The organism is Shewanella xiamenensis (genome assembly GCF_024971755.1).
In the GTDB taxonomy this organism is placed as follows: domain Bacteria; phylum Pseudomonadota; class Gammaproteobacteria; order Enterobacterales; family Shewanellaceae; genus Shewanella; species Shewanella xiamenensis.
The window spans coordinates 3,037,957-3,053,729 of the sequence record NZ_CP079718.1 but is presented as its reverse complement, the minus strand read 5'-3'; the positions used below and the strand labels follow the sequence as shown (position 1 = coordinate 3,053,729).

At 46.8% G+C, this 15,773-nt stretch carries 15 protein-coding genes; 11 read left to right on the top strand and 4 right to left on the bottom strand.

The features are described 5' to 3' along the window. The first annotated feature begins 2 nt into the window (after positions 1–2). The 6 genes from pabC (at position 3) to KXJ80_RS14595 (ending at position 4,645) form a co-directional block, all read left to right on the top strand. Positions 3–812, top strand: a complete 810-nt coding sequence (pabC, locus tag KXJ80_RS14620; protein WP_069455120.1) for an aminodeoxychorismate lyase — start codon at positions 3–5, stop codon at positions 810–812. After that, complete coding sequence (gene mltG / locus KXJ80_RS14615) at positions 809–1,819, top strand: endolytic transglycosylase MltG (protein WP_218738727.1); 1,011 nt, start codon at positions 809–811, stop codon at positions 1,817–1,819. Before pabC ends, mltG begins: the two co-directional genes overlap by 4 nt. Continuing rightward, positions 1,816–2,445: a dTMP kinase gene (gene tmk / locus KXJ80_RS14610; RefSeq protein WP_218738726.1), complete on the top strand. Its 630-nt coding sequence runs from the start codon at positions 1,816–1,818 to the stop codon at positions 2,443–2,445. The genes mltG and tmk overlap by 4 nt, the downstream gene beginning before the upstream one ends. Beyond that, positions 2,439–3,395: a DNA polymerase III subunit delta' gene (gene holB, locus KXJ80_RS14605; RefSeq protein WP_144346512.1), complete on the top strand. Its 957-nt coding sequence runs from the start codon at positions 2,439–2,441 to the stop codon at positions 3,393–3,395. Before tmk ends, holB begins: the two co-directional genes overlap by 7 nt. Before the next feature lie 6 nt (positions 3,396–3,401). Then, positions 3,402–3,728, top strand: a complete 327-nt coding sequence (locus tag KXJ80_RS14600; protein ID WP_037419265.1) for a PilZ domain-containing protein — start codon at positions 3,402–3,404, stop codon at positions 3,726–3,728. A gap of 128 nt (positions 3,729–3,856) precedes the next feature. Next, positions 3,857–4,645 (top strand): TatD family hydrolase, encoded by a 789-nt coding sequence (locus KXJ80_RS14595; protein WP_218738725.1) that lies wholly within the window; start codon positions 3,857–3,859, stop codon positions 4,643–4,645. 256 nt (positions 4,646–4,901) lie between these two features. Here the strand turns inward: KXJ80_RS14595 and rsmF are convergent, their stop codons facing one another. Beyond that, positions 4,902–6,350: a 16S rRNA (cytosine(1407)-C(5))-methyltransferase RsmF gene (gene rsmF / locus KXJ80_RS14590; RefSeq protein ID WP_218738724.1), complete on the bottom strand. Its 1,449-nt coding sequence runs from the start codon at positions 6,348–6,350 to the stop codon at positions 4,902–4,904. Between the two features lie 154 nt (positions 6,351–6,504). On the opposite strand from rsmF, the gene KXJ80_RS14585 reads away from it, so the two are divergent. Next, the gene (locus tag KXJ80_RS14585) at positions 6,505–7,731 is read left to right on the top strand and encodes a spore maturation protein (protein WP_099458237.1); all 1,227 of its coding nucleotides are present in this window, start codon (positions 6,505–6,507) and stop codon (positions 7,729–7,731) included. 120 nt (positions 7,732–7,851) lie between these two features. Here KXJ80_RS14585 and KXJ80_RS14580 read toward each other — a convergent pair whose 3' ends face one another. The 3 genes from KXJ80_RS14580 to KXJ80_RS14570 are packed head-to-tail and all read right to left on the bottom strand — an operon-like array spanning position 7,852 to position 11,729. Beyond that, positions 7,852–10,488: a PqiB family protein gene (locus tag KXJ80_RS14580; RefSeq protein WP_218738723.1), complete on the bottom strand. Its 2,637-nt coding sequence runs from the start codon at positions 10,486–10,488 to the stop codon at positions 7,852–7,854. Then, a complete protein-coding gene (locus tag KXJ80_RS14575; RefSeq protein WP_172590268.1) occupies positions 10,475–11,092 on the bottom strand; it encodes a paraquat-inducible protein A in 618 nt (205 codons plus the stop codon). Before KXJ80_RS14575 ends, KXJ80_RS14580 begins: the two co-directional genes overlap by 14 nt. A 1-nt stretch (position 11,093) precedes the next feature. Next, positions 11,094–11,729: a paraquat-inducible protein A gene (locus KXJ80_RS14570; RefSeq protein WP_037419282.1), complete on the bottom strand. Its 636-nt coding sequence runs from the start codon at positions 11,727–11,729 to the stop codon at positions 11,094–11,096. Between the two features lie 205 nt (positions 11,730–11,934). Between KXJ80_RS14570 and KXJ80_RS14565 the strand changes: the two genes are divergently transcribed. From KXJ80_RS14565 to prc, 4 genes are all read left to right on the top strand, one after another. Continuing rightward, positions 11,935–12,234: a YebG family protein gene (locus tag KXJ80_RS14565; protein WP_037419285.1), complete on the top strand. Its 300-nt coding sequence runs from the start codon at positions 11,935–11,937 to the stop codon at positions 12,232–12,234. A 14-nt stretch (positions 12,235–12,248) separates the two neighbouring features. Beyond that, a complete protein-coding gene (gene msrC / locus KXJ80_RS14560) occupies positions 12,249–12,707 on the top strand; it encodes a free L-methionine (R)-S-oxide reductase MsrC (RefSeq protein WP_037419288.1) in 459 nt (152 codons plus the stop codon). Between the two features lie 277 nt (positions 12,708–12,984). Beyond that, entirely contained in the window at positions 12,985–13,626 is a 642-nt protein-coding gene (gene proQ / locus KXJ80_RS14555; RefSeq protein ID WP_139122669.1) for an RNA chaperone ProQ, read from the top strand. 28 nt (positions 13,627–13,654) lie between these two features. Further along, a complete protein-coding gene (gene prc / locus KXJ80_RS14550) occupies positions 13,655–15,700 on the top strand; it encodes a carboxy terminal-processing peptidase (protein WP_037426471.1) in 2,046 nt (681 codons plus the stop codon). Positions 15,701–15,773: the final 73 nt, after the last annotated feature.

Genomic DNA, 15,773 nt, shown 5'->3' with positions numbered 1-15,773 from the left:
CCTTGATTTGGGTTAATGGGGTTTCACAGGCAAGTATTGCTCCTATGGACAGGGGACTTGCCTATGGTGATGGCCTCTTTGCTACGATGCGAAGTAGCGAGTGTGGTATTTTGTTTTTTGAGCAGCATCAAGCCCGTCTTACGGCTGGCGCTGCAAGACTTGGGTTTGACTGGCAAATGAGTTCAGCCCTTGCCGAGCAGCTCAATACACTTGCTGCACAGTACCCGCATCACTGTATTAAATTGATGATCACACGCGGTGTTGGAGGCAGAGGCTATGCCCCGCCTGAGCAGGTAAACGTTACGGAGATCGTTTCTGTTCATCCCATTCCTGCCCATTATGCTGCGTGGCAACAACAGGGTATTCGTCTTAAAACCTCCGCAGTCCAATTAGGTCATCAACCCTTATTGGCGGGGATAAAACACCTTAATCGCCTCGAGCAAGTGTTAATCAAATCCCAGCCCTTACCACAGGGTTTTGATGATTGGTTAGTGCTGGATTGTAATGGGCAGGTGATAGAATCTTCGATGGCGAATATCTTTTTTGTTAAAGGCCATCGAGTGATTACTCCATCTTTGGCGCGCTGCGGCGTTGCGGGTGTCATGCGCGAGCAAGTGATGTTAGCCTTACTTGCACAGCAGATGAATATTGATTGTTTGCCCTTTGGCGCCGAGCGTTTAGTGGAGTTTGACTCGGCATTTATCACTAACAGCATCTTAGGCGTGGTGGATGTACTGGCGATCGATTCGCACAGTTTCAAGCCTTCTCCTTTGACTGCCGATCTTAGACACACACTTTCACTCTCACTATGAAAAAACTCATTCTGATCGCAAGCTCTACCTTATTGGCCTTGCTGACCTTAGCTTGCTTGGCGGGTTATTGGGGTTACCGTACGATTATTGATTACAGTCAAACGCCATTAGCGTTAACCGAAGCCAAAGAATTAACCATTGCTCGTGGTACGAGTGTGCACCAGTTGGCGCAGCAGTTAGAAACCGATGGCGTTATCCAAGACAAATGGAAACTCAAATGGTTACTTAGATTGCGTCCAGAGCTGGGCAAGATCCGCACTGGTCTGTACGAGATGTCACCCTCGCAGACGCTTGCCGACTTACTTAACGACTTAGTCAATGGCAAGGTGAAAACCTTTAGCCTGACCTTAGTCGAAGGCAAAACCATTGCCGAGTGGGAACAACAACTGGCAAGTGCGCCCCATTTACAACTGACCCCAGAGGTTTTTAGTGCCGTATTAATGGAGCAGGGGGACGATTCGGCGTTGCCCGAAGGTAAATTCTTCCCCGATACTTACCATTACACCGCTGACAGTGATGCCAAGGTACTGCTGACCCAAAGTTATAAAATGATGGAGCAAGAACTCGCCAAAGCGTGGGCAGAGCGTGTGCCCGATTTACCGCTTAAATCACCTTACCAAATGCTGATCTTGGCATCGATTGTCGAAAAAGAAACTGGTCAAGCCTTTGAGCGTGATCAAATCGCCGGCGTCTTTATTAATCGACTGAATCTAGGCATGAAGCTGCAAACCGACCCCACGGTGATTTATGGCATGGGAGACAGATTTAAAGGCAATATCACCCGTAAAGATCTAATCGAAGAGACACCGTTTAATACCTATCGGATTTTCGGCTTACCGCCAACACCGATTGCGGCACCGAGCAAGGCCTCATTACAGGCCGTGTCGAAACCCGCCAAAGTCAGTTATTTGTATTTTGTGTCGCGTAACGATGGTACCCATGTATTTTCGACCACTTTGGAAGAACATAACCGCGCCGTCGATATTTATCAGAGAAAGAAAAAATGACCCAAGCATCCGCCAAATTCATCGTTGTTGAAGGACTGGAAGGCGCCGGTAAATCGAGTGCGATTGCCCTTATTCGCGATTTTATTGAAAAGCACACCGGGCTCGCGCCTGTTTGCACCCGCGAGCCAGGCGGCACGCCGCTGGCCGAGCGCATTCGTGATTTAGTGAAAATTGCCGACCCAAACGATCCTTTATGTGATGAGTCTGAATGTTTATTGATCTATGCCGCCAGAGCCCAGCTCGTCGCCAATGTCATCAAACCTGCATTGGCACAAGGCAAGTGGGTGTTGGGGGATAGACACAATCTGTCATCTTTAGCGTACCAAGGCGGCGGACGTGGCTTAATGCCTTTAGTCGAAGCCGTAAGTAACGCAACGCTCAAAGGGTTTAAACCCGATTTAACCCTCTATCTTGACCTTGACCCTAAGCTTGGACTGCAACGTGCAGCAAAGCGGGGCGAACTTGATAGAATTGAGCAGCAAGCCATCGACTTTTTTGAACGGGCGCGCGCAACTTACCTCAAGCTTGCCAGCGAAGATGAGCAAATTGTCGTGATCGACGCCAGCCAAACCATGGCCGAAGTCCATAAAGATATTCTGGCCGTGTTACAGGCGATGGCATGGTAGTGCAAAGCGGTTTTGATGTATTAACCCTGCCTTGGCTCGATGCGCCAAGACAGGCGTTTTTAACCCAGTTGCAAACTCAAAAAGTCCCTCACGCGCAGCTAGTGGGTATCGATTCTGCCTATGGCGGTGAACTTTTGAGTGTATTTATGGCGCGTGCCGCCATGTGTTCACAACCCACTCCCGCGGGCGGGTGCGGTTTTTGTAAGTCCTGCCAGTTATTTGATGCGGGTAATCATCCTGATTTTTATCAAATCGAGGCCGATGGCCATCAAATCAAAGTCGATCAAATTCGTGAGCTTTGTAGCCGCTTAAGTGCGACTGCCCAGCAAAGTGGCCGCCGTGTAGCCATTATCCACCATAGCGAGCGTTTAAACTCAGCCTCTGCCAATGCGCTACTCAAGACGCTCGAAGAGCCGGGTAAAGACACCTTACTACTATTACATTCCGATACGCCCGCACGTTTAATGGCTACGATCAGTAGTCGTTGTCAGCGGCTTCCCTTTGTGACGCCGTCTAAAATGTTGATCAAAAACTGGTTAATTCAGCAATGTCAGATCCAAGAAGATGTGACTTGGTGCTTGAGTGTGGTCGGCGGTCCATTAAAGTTGGCCGAAAGTTTGCTATCCGACGGTACGCAACCCAGTCGTTATCAAACCTTGTTAGGGTTTCGCAAAGATTGGGCGCAAAGTTTGTCGTCGGGCCATCTGTGTGCTAGTTTGTTAACGATAAGTGAACAACAAATCATTGATGCTCTTAAGGTTTTATACTTACTCCTGAGACAAGTTTTATTGAAGTACGGCGACCAAGATGCGTTTGTGCAAGCGCAAATAGGGAACTTGGCGGCGAAAATCATGGGAATGTGTCATAGCTTAAGTGCAATGCCGAGTGTCAATTATTTAGGCTTGTGTCAAAGTTATGTCTTAGAATATAAAGAAATAACAAATAAGTAACATACCATGGTCGATCTTGTCGTCAATTTTGATACCTTACATCAGCTTTACCGCGCCTATATGCCGTTTATCAAACCGGCAGGGCTGTTTGTCGCCACCGGGGAAACCCATTACCTCGGTGAGACCTTAACCATCGCCTATCGTTTACCCGGCGCGACCACCTCAAACGAATTTCGTGGCGTCGTTGTGTGGATCAATCCTTTGGGAGCATCAGGTGGACGTCCTGCAGGGATTGGTATCAAGATAGTCTCAGAGCCCGACAGCCATAAACACCATATTGAAAAATTGTTATCCCGTGAGCTCGCCTCTGGTGACTTAACCTGCACGATGTAATGCATAGAGTGGTCAGCTAGGGTCGACACTGAGTATTAAGTGCTGAGTGAAGCCTTAGCGAAATTTGACCTCGATCCCATCGCTGAGTATCCTTGTGCTCCTTTTTGTTTATCTGCTTGGACATTGTTGTGCTTATTGATTCACATTGCCATCTCGATCGCCTGAAAGCGGCTCCCGATCAACCCACCTTAGAACTCATCCTCGCCAACGCTAAGGCGCGCGGTGTCGACTATATGCTCTGTGTCAATGTGCGCCAGCAGGAATTTGAGTCGATGCGCGACAAGGTTGCGGGTTTCGAGCAGGTGTTTTTATCTTCGGGCGTGCATCCGCTGGATGTAAAAGACGGCCTCGATGTGGAGCAAATTCGCCGTTTTGCAATGGACCCCAAAGTGGTGGCCATTGGTGAAACTGGGTTAGATTATTTTTATGCCGATGAAACTAAAGCCCTGCAACAGCAATGTTTTGAGCAACAAATTGCCTTGGCGGTTGAAGTTGATAAGCCGCTGATTGTGCATACCCGTGATGCCCGTGAAGACACCATCAACATGCTTAAAGCGGGGCAGGCGGACAAAGTCGGTGGCGTGTTGCATTGCTTTACCGAAAACTGGGAAATGGCCAAGGCGGCGATTGACTTAGGTTTTTATATTTCCGTTTCAGGCATTGTAACCTTTAAAAATGCCGGTGAGTTAAGAACGGTGATCCGCAAAGTGCCGAAAGAGCGTTTATTGGTCGAAACCGATTCGCCTTATCTTGCGCCTATTCCACACCGTGGACAGGAAAATCAACCCGCCTATGTGCGTGATGTGGCCGAGTTTGTGGCAGAGCTGCGCGGAGAACGTTACGAAGATCTTGCTGAGTATACCAGTGAGAACTTCTTTAACTTGTTTAAGGATGCGGCGCGCTTGATTGGGCGTTGATTTAGGGTTGCCCCTCTCTTGTGAGCACAATTTTGCTCATATTCGTTAAAACGCAAGCCCATAAAAAAAGGCCCAAAACGATTCTAGCTGTTTGGGCCTAGGGGAATGGCTCGTTGAAGAGCCGTGCGCTACAGACGAAAGTGCCATACAGAGCACTTTACAATAGACTCAGTGTAGTTGAGTTTAGTATGAGTAACACTTTCTCTGCCCCGTTTTTTAGGTTATTTCTCGCTAAAAAATCATCTATTTATAACCATTATGTCTGCGGTGGTAGCAATAACACTTTATCTTTCACTAAGTCTCTGGGCAGGTTGTTTTTTAATTTATTGCCTAAGTGTTTCGCCATGCCTAAAGGCGCGCCGCCATAACAGACAATCACTTCACCCTGAGCTTTGCCAGCCGTATCGAGGGGAATATCTCGTCCCATCAAATACTCTTTTGCCTGCTCATCGCTCACTTCGACGACTTTAGCGCCGTTTTTTGCCCCCGCTTTAAGCGCTTTACCCGCTAGAGCAATAATCGCCTCATGGCGGACTTTAAAGCCATGTTTACTGTGATCGGCAAGCTTAACCCCAATCCGCTGAAAGCGCATTTTACCAATAAAGTCTTTAAATTCATGGGGAAATAGCCAAAACTCATCGTCGCGCACCATAATGAGATCATCGGGCAGTTCGATACCCAGATCATAGGTAAAATAGGCTTGAATGGCTTTGGCTTGTTTGGCACTCGCCTCCGTAAAGGGGAAATTCTTTTGCAATTTCGGCTCAGGCTGTAAGCGTGGTACCGAACGGGTTTTAGTCAACTTCGCGACAAAAAAGCCTTCGCTGTCGTAAATCTGTGGCCAAACGTGCAAAAAGCCTTCTGGCGTAGTGGCTTTTTTGGCACCATCAAATAATTGGCTTAAGGACTCAAATTGCACTGCATTGCCATAGGTTTGCTGCAAATATTCACATACACCTTGGTTTTCGTGCCGATTAAGGGTGCAGGTTGAATAAACCAAACTGCCACCCGGTTTTAAGGCCAAAAATGCTGATTCGATTAAGGCTTTTTGGGTTTCGCTAATCGCAAGAACCTCATCGAGCGACCAAGATTTTAACGCGTCCGCATCTTTACGGACCGTGCCTTCACCGCCACAAGGCGCATCAATTAATACCGCATCAAAACTTTCATACAGATACTCACCAAATACTCGGCCATCGAAGTGGGTTAGGGCGCAGTGACTCGCGCCCATGCGCAGCACATTGGCATGGAGTACTTTGACGCGGCTAGCAGAATATTCATTTGCCACCAATAAGCCTTGATTATTCATCAAGGCGGCCATTTGGGTGGTTTTAGAGCCGGGCGCCGAGGCTAAATCTAAGACACATTGCCAATCCGCATTCGGGGTAAATAGTGCTGTAGGGGGCAACATGGAACTGGCTTCTTGGATATAGAACAATCCCTGAATATGCTCTAGGGCATTGCCGAGCTGGTCTTCTTCATCATAGCTTATCCAGAAACCATCCTCACACCAGGGTATGGGCTCAAAGGTCCAACCTTTCGGCTGCATCAAACGCTTAAAATCTTCGCTGCTGATCTTTAAGGTGTTGACGCGAATTGAGCGACGAAGTGGTCTTGAACAGGCCGCAATAAAGTCATCCATTGACAGATGGGCGGGCAATTCTTGGGCAATTGTACTGATAAAATTTTGATTTAATTGAACCATAACGGAATTTGGCTGTGTATCAACTGCGGCAAGTATATCATAATCCCTTAGTGGGGCTGGGATTTTATCCCTCTACTATCGTTGGTTCAGATTTGCGTTAAATAAACAAAACGACACGAATAAACAGTTTGAATAACAATAAGGAAGGGGCAGAGTGCTAAATCGGGTGTGGTTAGTGTTTTTCCTCACATCGCTGTTGGCGATGGCAATACAGCTTTTTAATGGGCATATCGAGGTGCTCGCCAACGCGGTTGAGGCCTTGTTTGCCAGCGCTAAACTCGCCGCTGAAATCGCCTTAGGCTTAGTGGGTGTTTTGTCCCTGTGGATGGGATTAATGCGAATTGGTGAAAAAGCCGGTGTTGTTGGGGCGATTGCCTTTGTATTTGAGCCACTGCTGCGCCGCTTAATGCCCGAAGTGCCTAAAGGACACCCCGCATTTGGCAGTATGACGATGAACTTAACGGCCAACATTTTTGGATTGGATAATGCCGCTACTCCATTAGGTTTAAAGGCAATGCAGGATTTACAGAGTCTTAATCCGGTCAAAACCATTGCCACCAACGCACAAATTCTATTTTTAGTACTCAATACCTCCTCGGTGACGCTAGTGCCTGTCACGGTGTTTTTATACCGTGCTCAGCAGGGCGCGGCGGCTCCGGCAGACATTTTTTTACCGATACTCCTCGCAACCTCTGCCTCAACCTTAGCGGGGCTTTTGATCGTTGCTGTTGTGCAGCGCCTTTCACTACTCAATGCCGTGGTACTCGGATATGGCGCAGTGCTGCTGTCGGCATTAGTTGCCAGTGGTTTTTATTTGATGACCTTAACGGCAGACGCGATTGGCACAGTGTCGACCGCCTTGGGCAACGGGGTATTGCTACTGTTAGTCTTCAGTTTTGTGCTGGTGGCGGGCGTGCGAAAAGTAGCTATTTATGATGAGTTTATCGAAGGTGCTAAGGCGGGGTTTAACCAATCGATTCAACTGATCCCGTATCTGTTAGCCATGCTGCTGGCGATTGGTTTACTTAGGGCATCGGGCGCGTTGGATTACCTGCTGCAACTGATTGCGAGTTGCGTGAGTCTTTTCGGGTTTGATACCCGCTTTGTCGATGCTATGCCTACGGCGTTGATGAAACCCTTTAGTGGTTCGGGCGCGCGGGCGATGATGCTCGAAACCATGGCACACCACGGAGTGGACTCCTTTGCTGGTCGCTTGGCGGCGATTTTCCAAGGGAGTACTGAAACGACTTTCTATGTGCTGGCGGTTTACTTTGGTTCAGTGGGTATTCGTCATGGGCGCCATGCGCTCGCCTGTGGTCTAACGGCGGATTTTGCAGGGATCAGTGCGGCTATTGCTGTCTGTTATTGGTTCTATGGCTAAGCAGTGTTATATGAAAAAATCAGGCGCATTGGGATAAACCGAATGCGCCTTGTATTAATAGAGTTAACTGTCGGGTTTAAATGCGCTTAATCAATAGCGCGATTATTTATTGCATGGGAGCTATTGCGCCGGAGCCCATTCTTGCCATTCACGCTCGGCTTTATGCTGCAGTTTAATCACTGCGCCTTCGCTGAGGCGGTTACTCTCTTGAGTTGTTTCTTTGGTTGCGACATTAATGCCGCCCGCTAATAGGGTTTCGAGCGAACCGGCTTCAATTTGCGCACCAGAGAAAATACCTACATCGACCTTGATACCTGAGGCGTCCCAGAACTGGCTGCTCTGATTCACTAAGTGACTGTACTGGGGCTCAATGTGCGCTTGCATGAGTACACTGTTACCTTGAGACGACAGGCTATAACCATCGATTTGCCCGATTTTAATGCCACGGAAGAAAATAGGCGTGCCAACTTTCATCGAGCCAAGGTTGCTATCTTCTAAGGTAAATTTAAGCGCATCTTCGGCCACGTTAGCATAGCTACTCTCAACCAGTTTGGCTTGGAAGTGGGTGGCTTTTTGCGTGCTCTTACCCGGTAACACGCCAATATAAGGCCCGGTGATTAAGGTTTCTGGCGCTTTAATGCCTGCTAAAGATATTTGCGCTTCGACCATATGGTACTCAGTATCACTGCGGCTGAAATGCTCGGCATAGTCGCCATAGAGATAGGCGGTGGCTGTAAGGGTGGTTAAATTGGTATTGAGCTTAACTTGCGTCACTTCACCCACCTGATGACCTTGGTAACGAATGGCGGCTTTTGCAGCCAATTTTGCCGAGGCGGGTAAGGTGAGTTTGATTGCTTGAGCCTGCGCTAAGGCGAGCTGTTTACTTTCGTATAGTTTCAGTGCCGCATTAGGCTCAGTCGTTGAACTGTCCAATAAACCTAAGCTGATGCTGCCCTTTAACACGCCTTGTAGTGGAGCAACGGCGACATCAATACCCGCAAGACTGGCGCTGACATCCACGGCACTGTTACGCCAAAAGACTTTAGGTTTTTGCACTAAGGGTTGGAACTGCTTATCAATAGCGATCTTAATCGCAAAGTCTTCGGTTTTACCCTGCCAGTTGACCGACTCCACGCTACCAATTTGCATTTTTTTATAGTAAATCGGAGATCCTTGACTAACATCGGCGCCATCAGCACTGATGAGAGTAAAGTATAAACGCTGTTGACGGACAAAGAATTGCTTAGCTTCATCCATTGAGCTAAAGAGTGGCAAACGCGCATTTGCCGCCAGCGGGGTATTACTGGTACCAGGGATCAGACTCACCGCGCCTTTAGTTAATGTCGCTAGATCGCGTGCTTTGACCGATACACCATCAAGAGACGCATCGACGCTCAACGCTGATTCGGGAACAAAATAGCTATCACTGCGGATTAAGCTGGCAAATTCAGGTTGCAGCTCGAGTAGATATTCAACGGCCGACAGATCTTTGGTTAATTTCACCTCGAGCACCTGACCGATAGGTAATTGCTTGTAACGCACTTCGGCGCCAGCGGTTAAGCCCATGTTTTCGGCCGAGGTTATTGTTGCCTTAAGTTTTTTCGCTTGTAGCACATCAGGAGCTGAGGATTGCAAGGCAAAACTACTTGGCAGTGCCGAATTAGCATAGGTGCCGGGTAAAAAGTTAATCACGCTTCCTGTGAGTAAACGCTCGGGGTTTTTGATCCCAGAGAGCGAAATATCGGCGCCTTCAAGCCAAAACTGGCCGTCCCGAGTTAATAGGTTAGCGTATTCAGGCTCAAATTTTGCCACCGCAGTCACGCCTGCAGCGGTGAGTTGCTTGCTTTGAACTGCACCAATGGTGATGCCGCGATATACAATGCGAGTGCCTTTATCAATAGCATTGCCATCACTCATGGTCAGACTGACTTCAATCCCGCCAAGGGCGCTGGTTTCGGAATCATAGAGGGAAAAACTGTCGCCATTTTGTGCGGCAGGCGCTTTTTCATCGGAACTGAAACTCACACCACCCGCAAGGATAGAAGCAAGGCTTTCAGTGTTGACTTTAATACCCGCTAAACTAGCATCGACTTTAACGCCTGACACATTCCAAAAGTGAGAGTTTTTCTTCACTAAACGTGCATATTGCTCTTGGATAAAGGCGCTGATAATCACTCTAGCGTTGCCGTCTAAACGATAGCTGACCACGCTGCCCACAGGTATTTGACGGAAGAACACTGGCGAGCCCACATCTAATGAGCCGAGTTTATCGGCCGTCAGTTCAATCATTACCCCTTCGGAGCCAATTTGCATTGGTGGCGGTTGGCGTTCTGCCTCAAATAAGGTTGCGGCATTGCCTTTGCCTGGTTGGATTGCAATATAGTTGCCTGAAAACAGCGCATCCAGACCTTCAACGCCTGTGATGCTGGCCTTTGGGGTAACTAACCAGAAGAGGGTTTCTTTATTTAAGAAAGGCTTAGCGCGATAGTCCATCATCACCTTCACGTTAACGCCTTTAAGATCATCATCAATACCGATATCTTTTACCTTACCAACAGTTAAGCCTTGGTATTTGACTAAGGTTTTGCCCACGTCGATCCCCGTAGCACTGGGGAAGTGGATTTGAATTTCAATACCCGATTCTTTGATGCTCTTAATACCCAGCCATGCGCCAAGCGCGAGCGCCACAATCGGGAGCAGCCAAATCGGCGAAAAGAGCTTTTTCTTCACAACTTTTGGCGATTCAATTTGTGTCATCTTGAGGTTCCAGTCGATCCCAGAGTAAACGAGTGTCTAAAACTTTTGCGGCAAGTTGCGTCAGTAAAATCACCAATGCAAATGCCGTGGCCGCGGGTGCAGGCTTTGCATCGAGTAATTGCCCCATATTCACGAGGGCAACGGTCAGCGAGATCACAAATAAATCGAGCATCGACCAGCGGCCAATCCACTCAATAACATGAAATCCCACCATAAGTTTTTGCTTTGAAATTGGCAGGTTGAAACTGATAGCACACAGATAAGTGGCTAAGCCGATAATCTTTACCCAAGGCACTAAAATACTGGCAATAAACACAATAATGGCGATGGGTAACATATCCGATTGGACTAAATGAACAATTCCGGAAAAGATCGTATCGTGACGTACCTTTCCCTGATTGGTGAGCACCGTAATGGGATAGAGGTTGGCTGGAACCAATAAAATGGCGGCAGTAATAAGCAGCGCCCAACTTTTTTGTAAGCTGTTGTAATCGCGGACCTGTAATTCTGACTCACAACGACTACAGTGGTTATCCTCACTGCTATTGAGTTGCCTACAAACGCGGCACAAACACAGGCCTAAATCCTTTCCTTGCTGCTTCATATCAGTGATGTTCCTGCATAAGAAGACCCCACATATGCTCAATATCGTATTCACGCTGTAAAAACAGGGTGACTAAAAAAAGCATGGTGAAGCAAAAGGTACCCATTCCAAAATAAATATCCGAAAAATCAGATAATTGAAATGATGAGACGAGGAAGCTAATCACATAAATCTCAAGCATTGTCAGCTGCGAAAGGAACCCCTGAAATGTGAGTAATTGTTTGAGACTATGGCGCCAAAATGGGCTTGCAAGCCCCCATTTTATAATCAAAATTTGCGCAAGAATCGATAGGATCAATAAACCAGGGCCAACCACTGCGGCAGCAAGTACGGCTAATCCCACCACCCAATAACCTTGTTCGAAGACGGCAAAAGCGCCTTGAAATACCGTTGTTGTGCGAATACTGCCCAGAAAATGGATTTCTAGCACAGGAAAAAAGTTAGCAGGAAAATAGAACACCAACGCGGTAATGCACAGTGCCAACATGCCATTTACTGAACAGTATGGAGTGTCATAAAGTGCGGTGTTGCAACGCGGACACAATGCTCTGACCCCAGTTGGGAGGGCACGTTTCCGAATGGCCAAGTCGCAGGAACGACAGAGGATTACAGAGTTTTCTGCTGTATTGTCATGCATATAAAAATATTATATTAGCCCCAAAGCCACTGAGATTGAGCAAATAATCCGAAAACAACAAATTATAAGGTGAGATATCAAATTGATTGACCCATCTCCACAACATAAAGCGCAGTCATAATATCAGAATAATCAGAACACTTGCATCACTAGTTCACTTTATGTCATTCTGGTTACTGTATATAAAAACAGTGCGAGGGCGGTCATGGCAGTTATTACACAGTTTGTCGTGGTAAGAGAAGGGGTAGAAAAGATGACATTCACATCGAAAAAGGAGGCTGATGCCTACGATAAGATGCTCGACATCGCTGATAACCTCATTCCATTTATTCAGAAAGCGGAACTTGGGATTGATGAAAGTCTAACCGAACAGCTCGCATTCTATTTTGCTAACAATAAAGATGAGCTAACAAACTTGCTTAAAGGTGTGGTTCAAGTTAATAGTACGCCAACAAAACCAAACACAGCCAAAAAAGCGTCTAAGAAGGACGATGCTGCTGAATAATTTTTAGGAAGCATATGAAACCGCAATTTTATGAATCACTGAACCGTCAAGCGTTAGCGTTACTCGAAGGCGAAGATGATTTAGTGGCTGCCATGGCTAACTTTTCAGCCCTGCTTAATGACAACCTAACCGAACTAAACTGGGTAGGTTTTTACGTTATGCGCGGCGAACAGTTAGTATTAGGCCCATTCCAAGGTAAAGTGGCTTGTACCCGCATTCCGATGGGTAAAGGCGTGTGTGGCACTGCAGCACTGGCTAATCAAACTCAACGGGTTGCCGATGTGCATCAATTCGATGGACATATCGCCTGCGATGCGGCCAGTAATTCCGAAATTGTTATCCCTGTTCGCGCTAATGGTCAGGTGATTGCTGTACTGGATATTGATAGCCCTATTTTTGACCGCTTTGACGAAGAAGACCAAAAGGGCTTGGAATTATTGGTAAAAAGCTTCGAAAACTGCCTATTTGCTTAATTTGCGTACAATAACGCATAATTCATAGTCGCAATCGGTGGCGTGCGCCTTATAATAGCGCATGCCCTGATAAGGCTTGTTTGGGCATGGCCCGAATAAACCTGAGAGGTTTAGCCGTAAAAAATGGTTAACTGATATTTTTTAACTTTAGTTAACTCGGCGAGAATGTTAATTTGTACTTTGGCTCAATTGTGAGCTTAACCAAGATAAACGACACGTAAGAAGCTGATTTATATCACCTCGAATTCGATGTCCCTTTTTAACTGTGGAAGTAATGATGGAATCAACAGATAAGTTGACCGACACCAACGCAATTTTGGCGTATTTGTATGAAACATTTCCTTTGTGCTTTATTGCTGAAGGTGAAACTAAGCCATTAAAAATCGGATTGTTTCAAGATTTGGCTGAAAGGTTGGCTGATGATTCTAAAGTCAGTAAAACTCAACTGCGCGTGGCGTTAAGACGTTACACTAGCAGTTGGCGTTACCTCAAATCGGTAAAAGCTGGTGCCCAGCGTGTGGATCTTGATGGTCAGCCTTGTGGCGAGCTAGAGCAAGAACATATCGATCATGCTCAAGCCATGTTGAAAGAAAGCCAAGAAAAAGCCAAGGCTAAGCGTGCTGCTCAAGCTACCAAAGTGGCTCCGGCTGGCAAAGCTCCAGCGAAAAAGGCCCCTAAGAAAGTAGCTGTTCCTGCCCGCAAGACTGAGCGTCCTGCCAAAGTGGCTCCTAAGGCTGAACCTGCTGTTAACTTAGTCCAAGCGCAATTGACCGATTTAGCTAAGAAACAGCGTGTCAATGTTAAGTTAGGTATGACGCCAGTAGCCGGCGTGATCACTGACATTAACAAAGAAGACATTCATGTTCAGCTTGATAGCGGCTTAACGATAAAAGTGAAAGCAGAACATATTCTGCTGTAATCATTTAATCTAACGGAGTAACTTGTTGATGCGAAAACTCATTTTGGCTACATCCATCGCCACTGTTTTTGTCGGATTCTCGGCTTGGGCTGTGCCTCCTACGATTCAAATCAGCGAGTTACCCACTCTCAAGCAGGAAGCGCAGCATAAAGTGGCCAGTAAACGAGTGACAGATTTATACACTCGTTCGCATTACCATCGATTTGCGCTCGATGACGCGTTTTCTGCGCAGATTTTTGACCGCTATTTACAGCAACTTGATTACCGTCGCAATGTGCTGACCCAAGCCGATGTCGACAGTTTTAAGCCTTATATCAATCAGTTTGACGATATGCTGAGTTCAGGTGAACTCGACCCCGCCTACAAAATGTTTGATTTGGTTCAAAAACGTCGCTACGAAGGCTTTGTGTACGCGCTTTCTCTGCTCGATAAAGAAATGGATTTTACCGTTCCTGGTGATGCCTACGAGTACGATAGGGAAGATGTCGCTTGGCCAAAAGATCAAGCTGAAATCAATGAGCTTTGGCGTCAGCGAGTGAAATACGATGCGTTGAATCTCAAGCTTACTGGCAAAAAATGGCCTGAAATTGTTGAGATTCTGCAAAAACGTTATAACAACGCCATCAAACGTTTGACTCAGACCAATAGTGAAGATGTGTTCCAAGCGGTGATGAATGCATTTTCTCGCAGCATTGAGCCGCACACTAGCTATTTATCCCCCCGTAATGCTGAGCGTTTCCAAATGGAAATGAACTTGAGCCTAGAGGGTATTGGCGCGCAGTTACAGCTCGAAGATGATTACACTGTGATTAAGAGTTTAATCGCAGGTGGTCCTGCCGCTGGCAGTGAAAAACTGTCACCAGAAGATAAGATTGTCGGTGTTGGCCAAGAGGGCGGCGAGATCGTTGATGTTATCGGCTGGCGTTTAGACGATGTCGTTGAGCTCATCAAAGGACCTAAGGGCAGTAAAGTCGTTTTGCAGATTTTACCGAAGAAAGGTGGCTCAAATGCTAAGCCGTTTAACGTCACTTTAGTACGTGACAAGATTCGCTTAGAAGACCGTGCCGCGACTTCTAAAATCATCGAACCTAAAGACGGTGAATACGCCAATCGTAAAGTCGGAGTTATCCAAATTCCTGGATTCTATATGAATTTATCCCAGGATGTGGAAAAGGAACTCGTTAAACTCAACGAAGCAAAAGTCGAAGGTGTCGTTATCGATTTACGTGGTAATGGCGGCGGTGCATTAACCGAAGCAGTGTTACTGACCGGACTCTTTATTGACATGGGCCCTGTGGTGCAAATCCGTGACGCCGATGGCCGTGTGTCAGCTCACCGCGATAACGATGGCAAGACTACCTACGCAGGTCCGTTGACCGTGATGGTTGACCGTTACAGCGCATCAGCTTCTGAGATTTTTGCAGCAGCATTGCAGGATTATGATCGTGCATTGATTGTTGGTGAGTCCAGTTTCGGTAAAGGCACAGTGCAACAGCATAAGAGCCTAGGTCGGATCTACGATATGTACGAGAAGCCTATCGGCCATGTGCAATATACCATTCAGAAGTTTTATCGCATTAACGGTGGTAGTACACAACTTAAAGGTGTGACGCCGAATATTGCGTATCCAAGTGCGTTAGAGCCTGGTGAGTATGGTGAAGCTGAAGAGAAGAATGCTTTGCCTTGGGACAAAGTCCCGATGGCGCAATACGGTACGCTAAATGATATCACCCCTGAACTGGTGGCGAGTTTAGAGAAAAAGCACCTTGCCCGTATTCAAAACAGTGTTGAGTTTAACTATATCAATCAAGATATTGCTGACTTTAAAAAGCATCACAAAGAGAAAACGGTCTCCTTAGTGGAAAGTGAGCGTATTGCATCACGTGAAGCTGATGAGAAGAAAGTGCTCGATAGAACCAATGAGCGTCGCGTAGCCAATGGTTTAGCGCCAGTTAAATCGATGGAAGATATTAAAGATGATGTTGCTGCGCCAGATGCATTTTTAGATGAAACGGCTTATATCACTCTAGATATGGTGGATGCGAAAAAGCTAGCTAACGCTGGCACTAAATAGGCGGAAGTTACGTCTGTTTACCTTATCTTAAAACGCGCTTATGGCGCGTTTTTCTTATTTAAATCAGTGTTAA

Bases quoted from the DNA above. Each gene is read 5' to 3' on its own strand.
- mltG (WP_218738727.1), top strand. From the start codon at position 809: ATGAAAAAACTCATTCTGATCGCAAGCTCTACCTTATTGGCCTTGCTG.
- tmk (WP_218738726.1), top strand. From the start codon at position 1,816: ATGACCCAAGCATCCGCCAAATTCATCGTTGTTGAAGGACTGGAAGGC.
- holB (WP_144346512.1), top strand. From the start codon at position 2,439: ATGGTAGTGCAAAGCGGTTTTGATGTATTAACCCTGCCTTGGCTCGAT.
- KXJ80_RS14600 (WP_037419265.1), top strand. From the start codon at position 3,402: ATGGTCGATCTTGTCGTCAATTTTGATACCTTACATCAGCTTTACCGC.
- rsmF (WP_218738724.1), bottom strand. From the start codon at position 6,350: ATGGTTCAATTAAATCAAAATTTTATCAGTACAATTGCCCAAGAATTG.
- KXJ80_RS14580 (WP_218738723.1), bottom strand. From the start codon at position 10,488: ATGACACAAATTGAATCGCCAAAAGTTGTGAAGAAAAAGCTCTTTTCG.
- KXJ80_RS14575 (WP_172590268.1), bottom strand. From the start codon at position 11,092: ATGAAGCAGCAAGGAAAGGATTTAGGCCTGTGTTTGTGCCGCGTTTGT.
- KXJ80_RS14570 (WP_037419282.1), bottom strand. From the start codon at position 11,729: ATGCATGACAATACAGCAGAAAACTCTGTAATCCTCTGTCGTTCCTGC.
- KXJ80_RS14565 (WP_037419285.1), top strand. From the start codon at position 11,935: ATGGCAGTTATTACACAGTTTGTCGTGGTAAGAGAAGGGGTAGAAAAG.
- msrC (WP_037419288.1), top strand. From the start codon at position 12,249: ATGAAACCGCAATTTTATGAATCACTGAACCGTCAAGCGTTAGCGTTA.
- proQ (WP_139122669.1), top strand. From the start codon at position 12,985: ATGGAATCAACAGATAAGTTGACCGACACCAACGCAATTTTGGCGTAT.
- prc (WP_037426471.1), top strand. From the start codon at position 13,655: ATGCGAAAACTCATTTTGGCTACATCCATCGCCACTGTTTTTGTCGGA.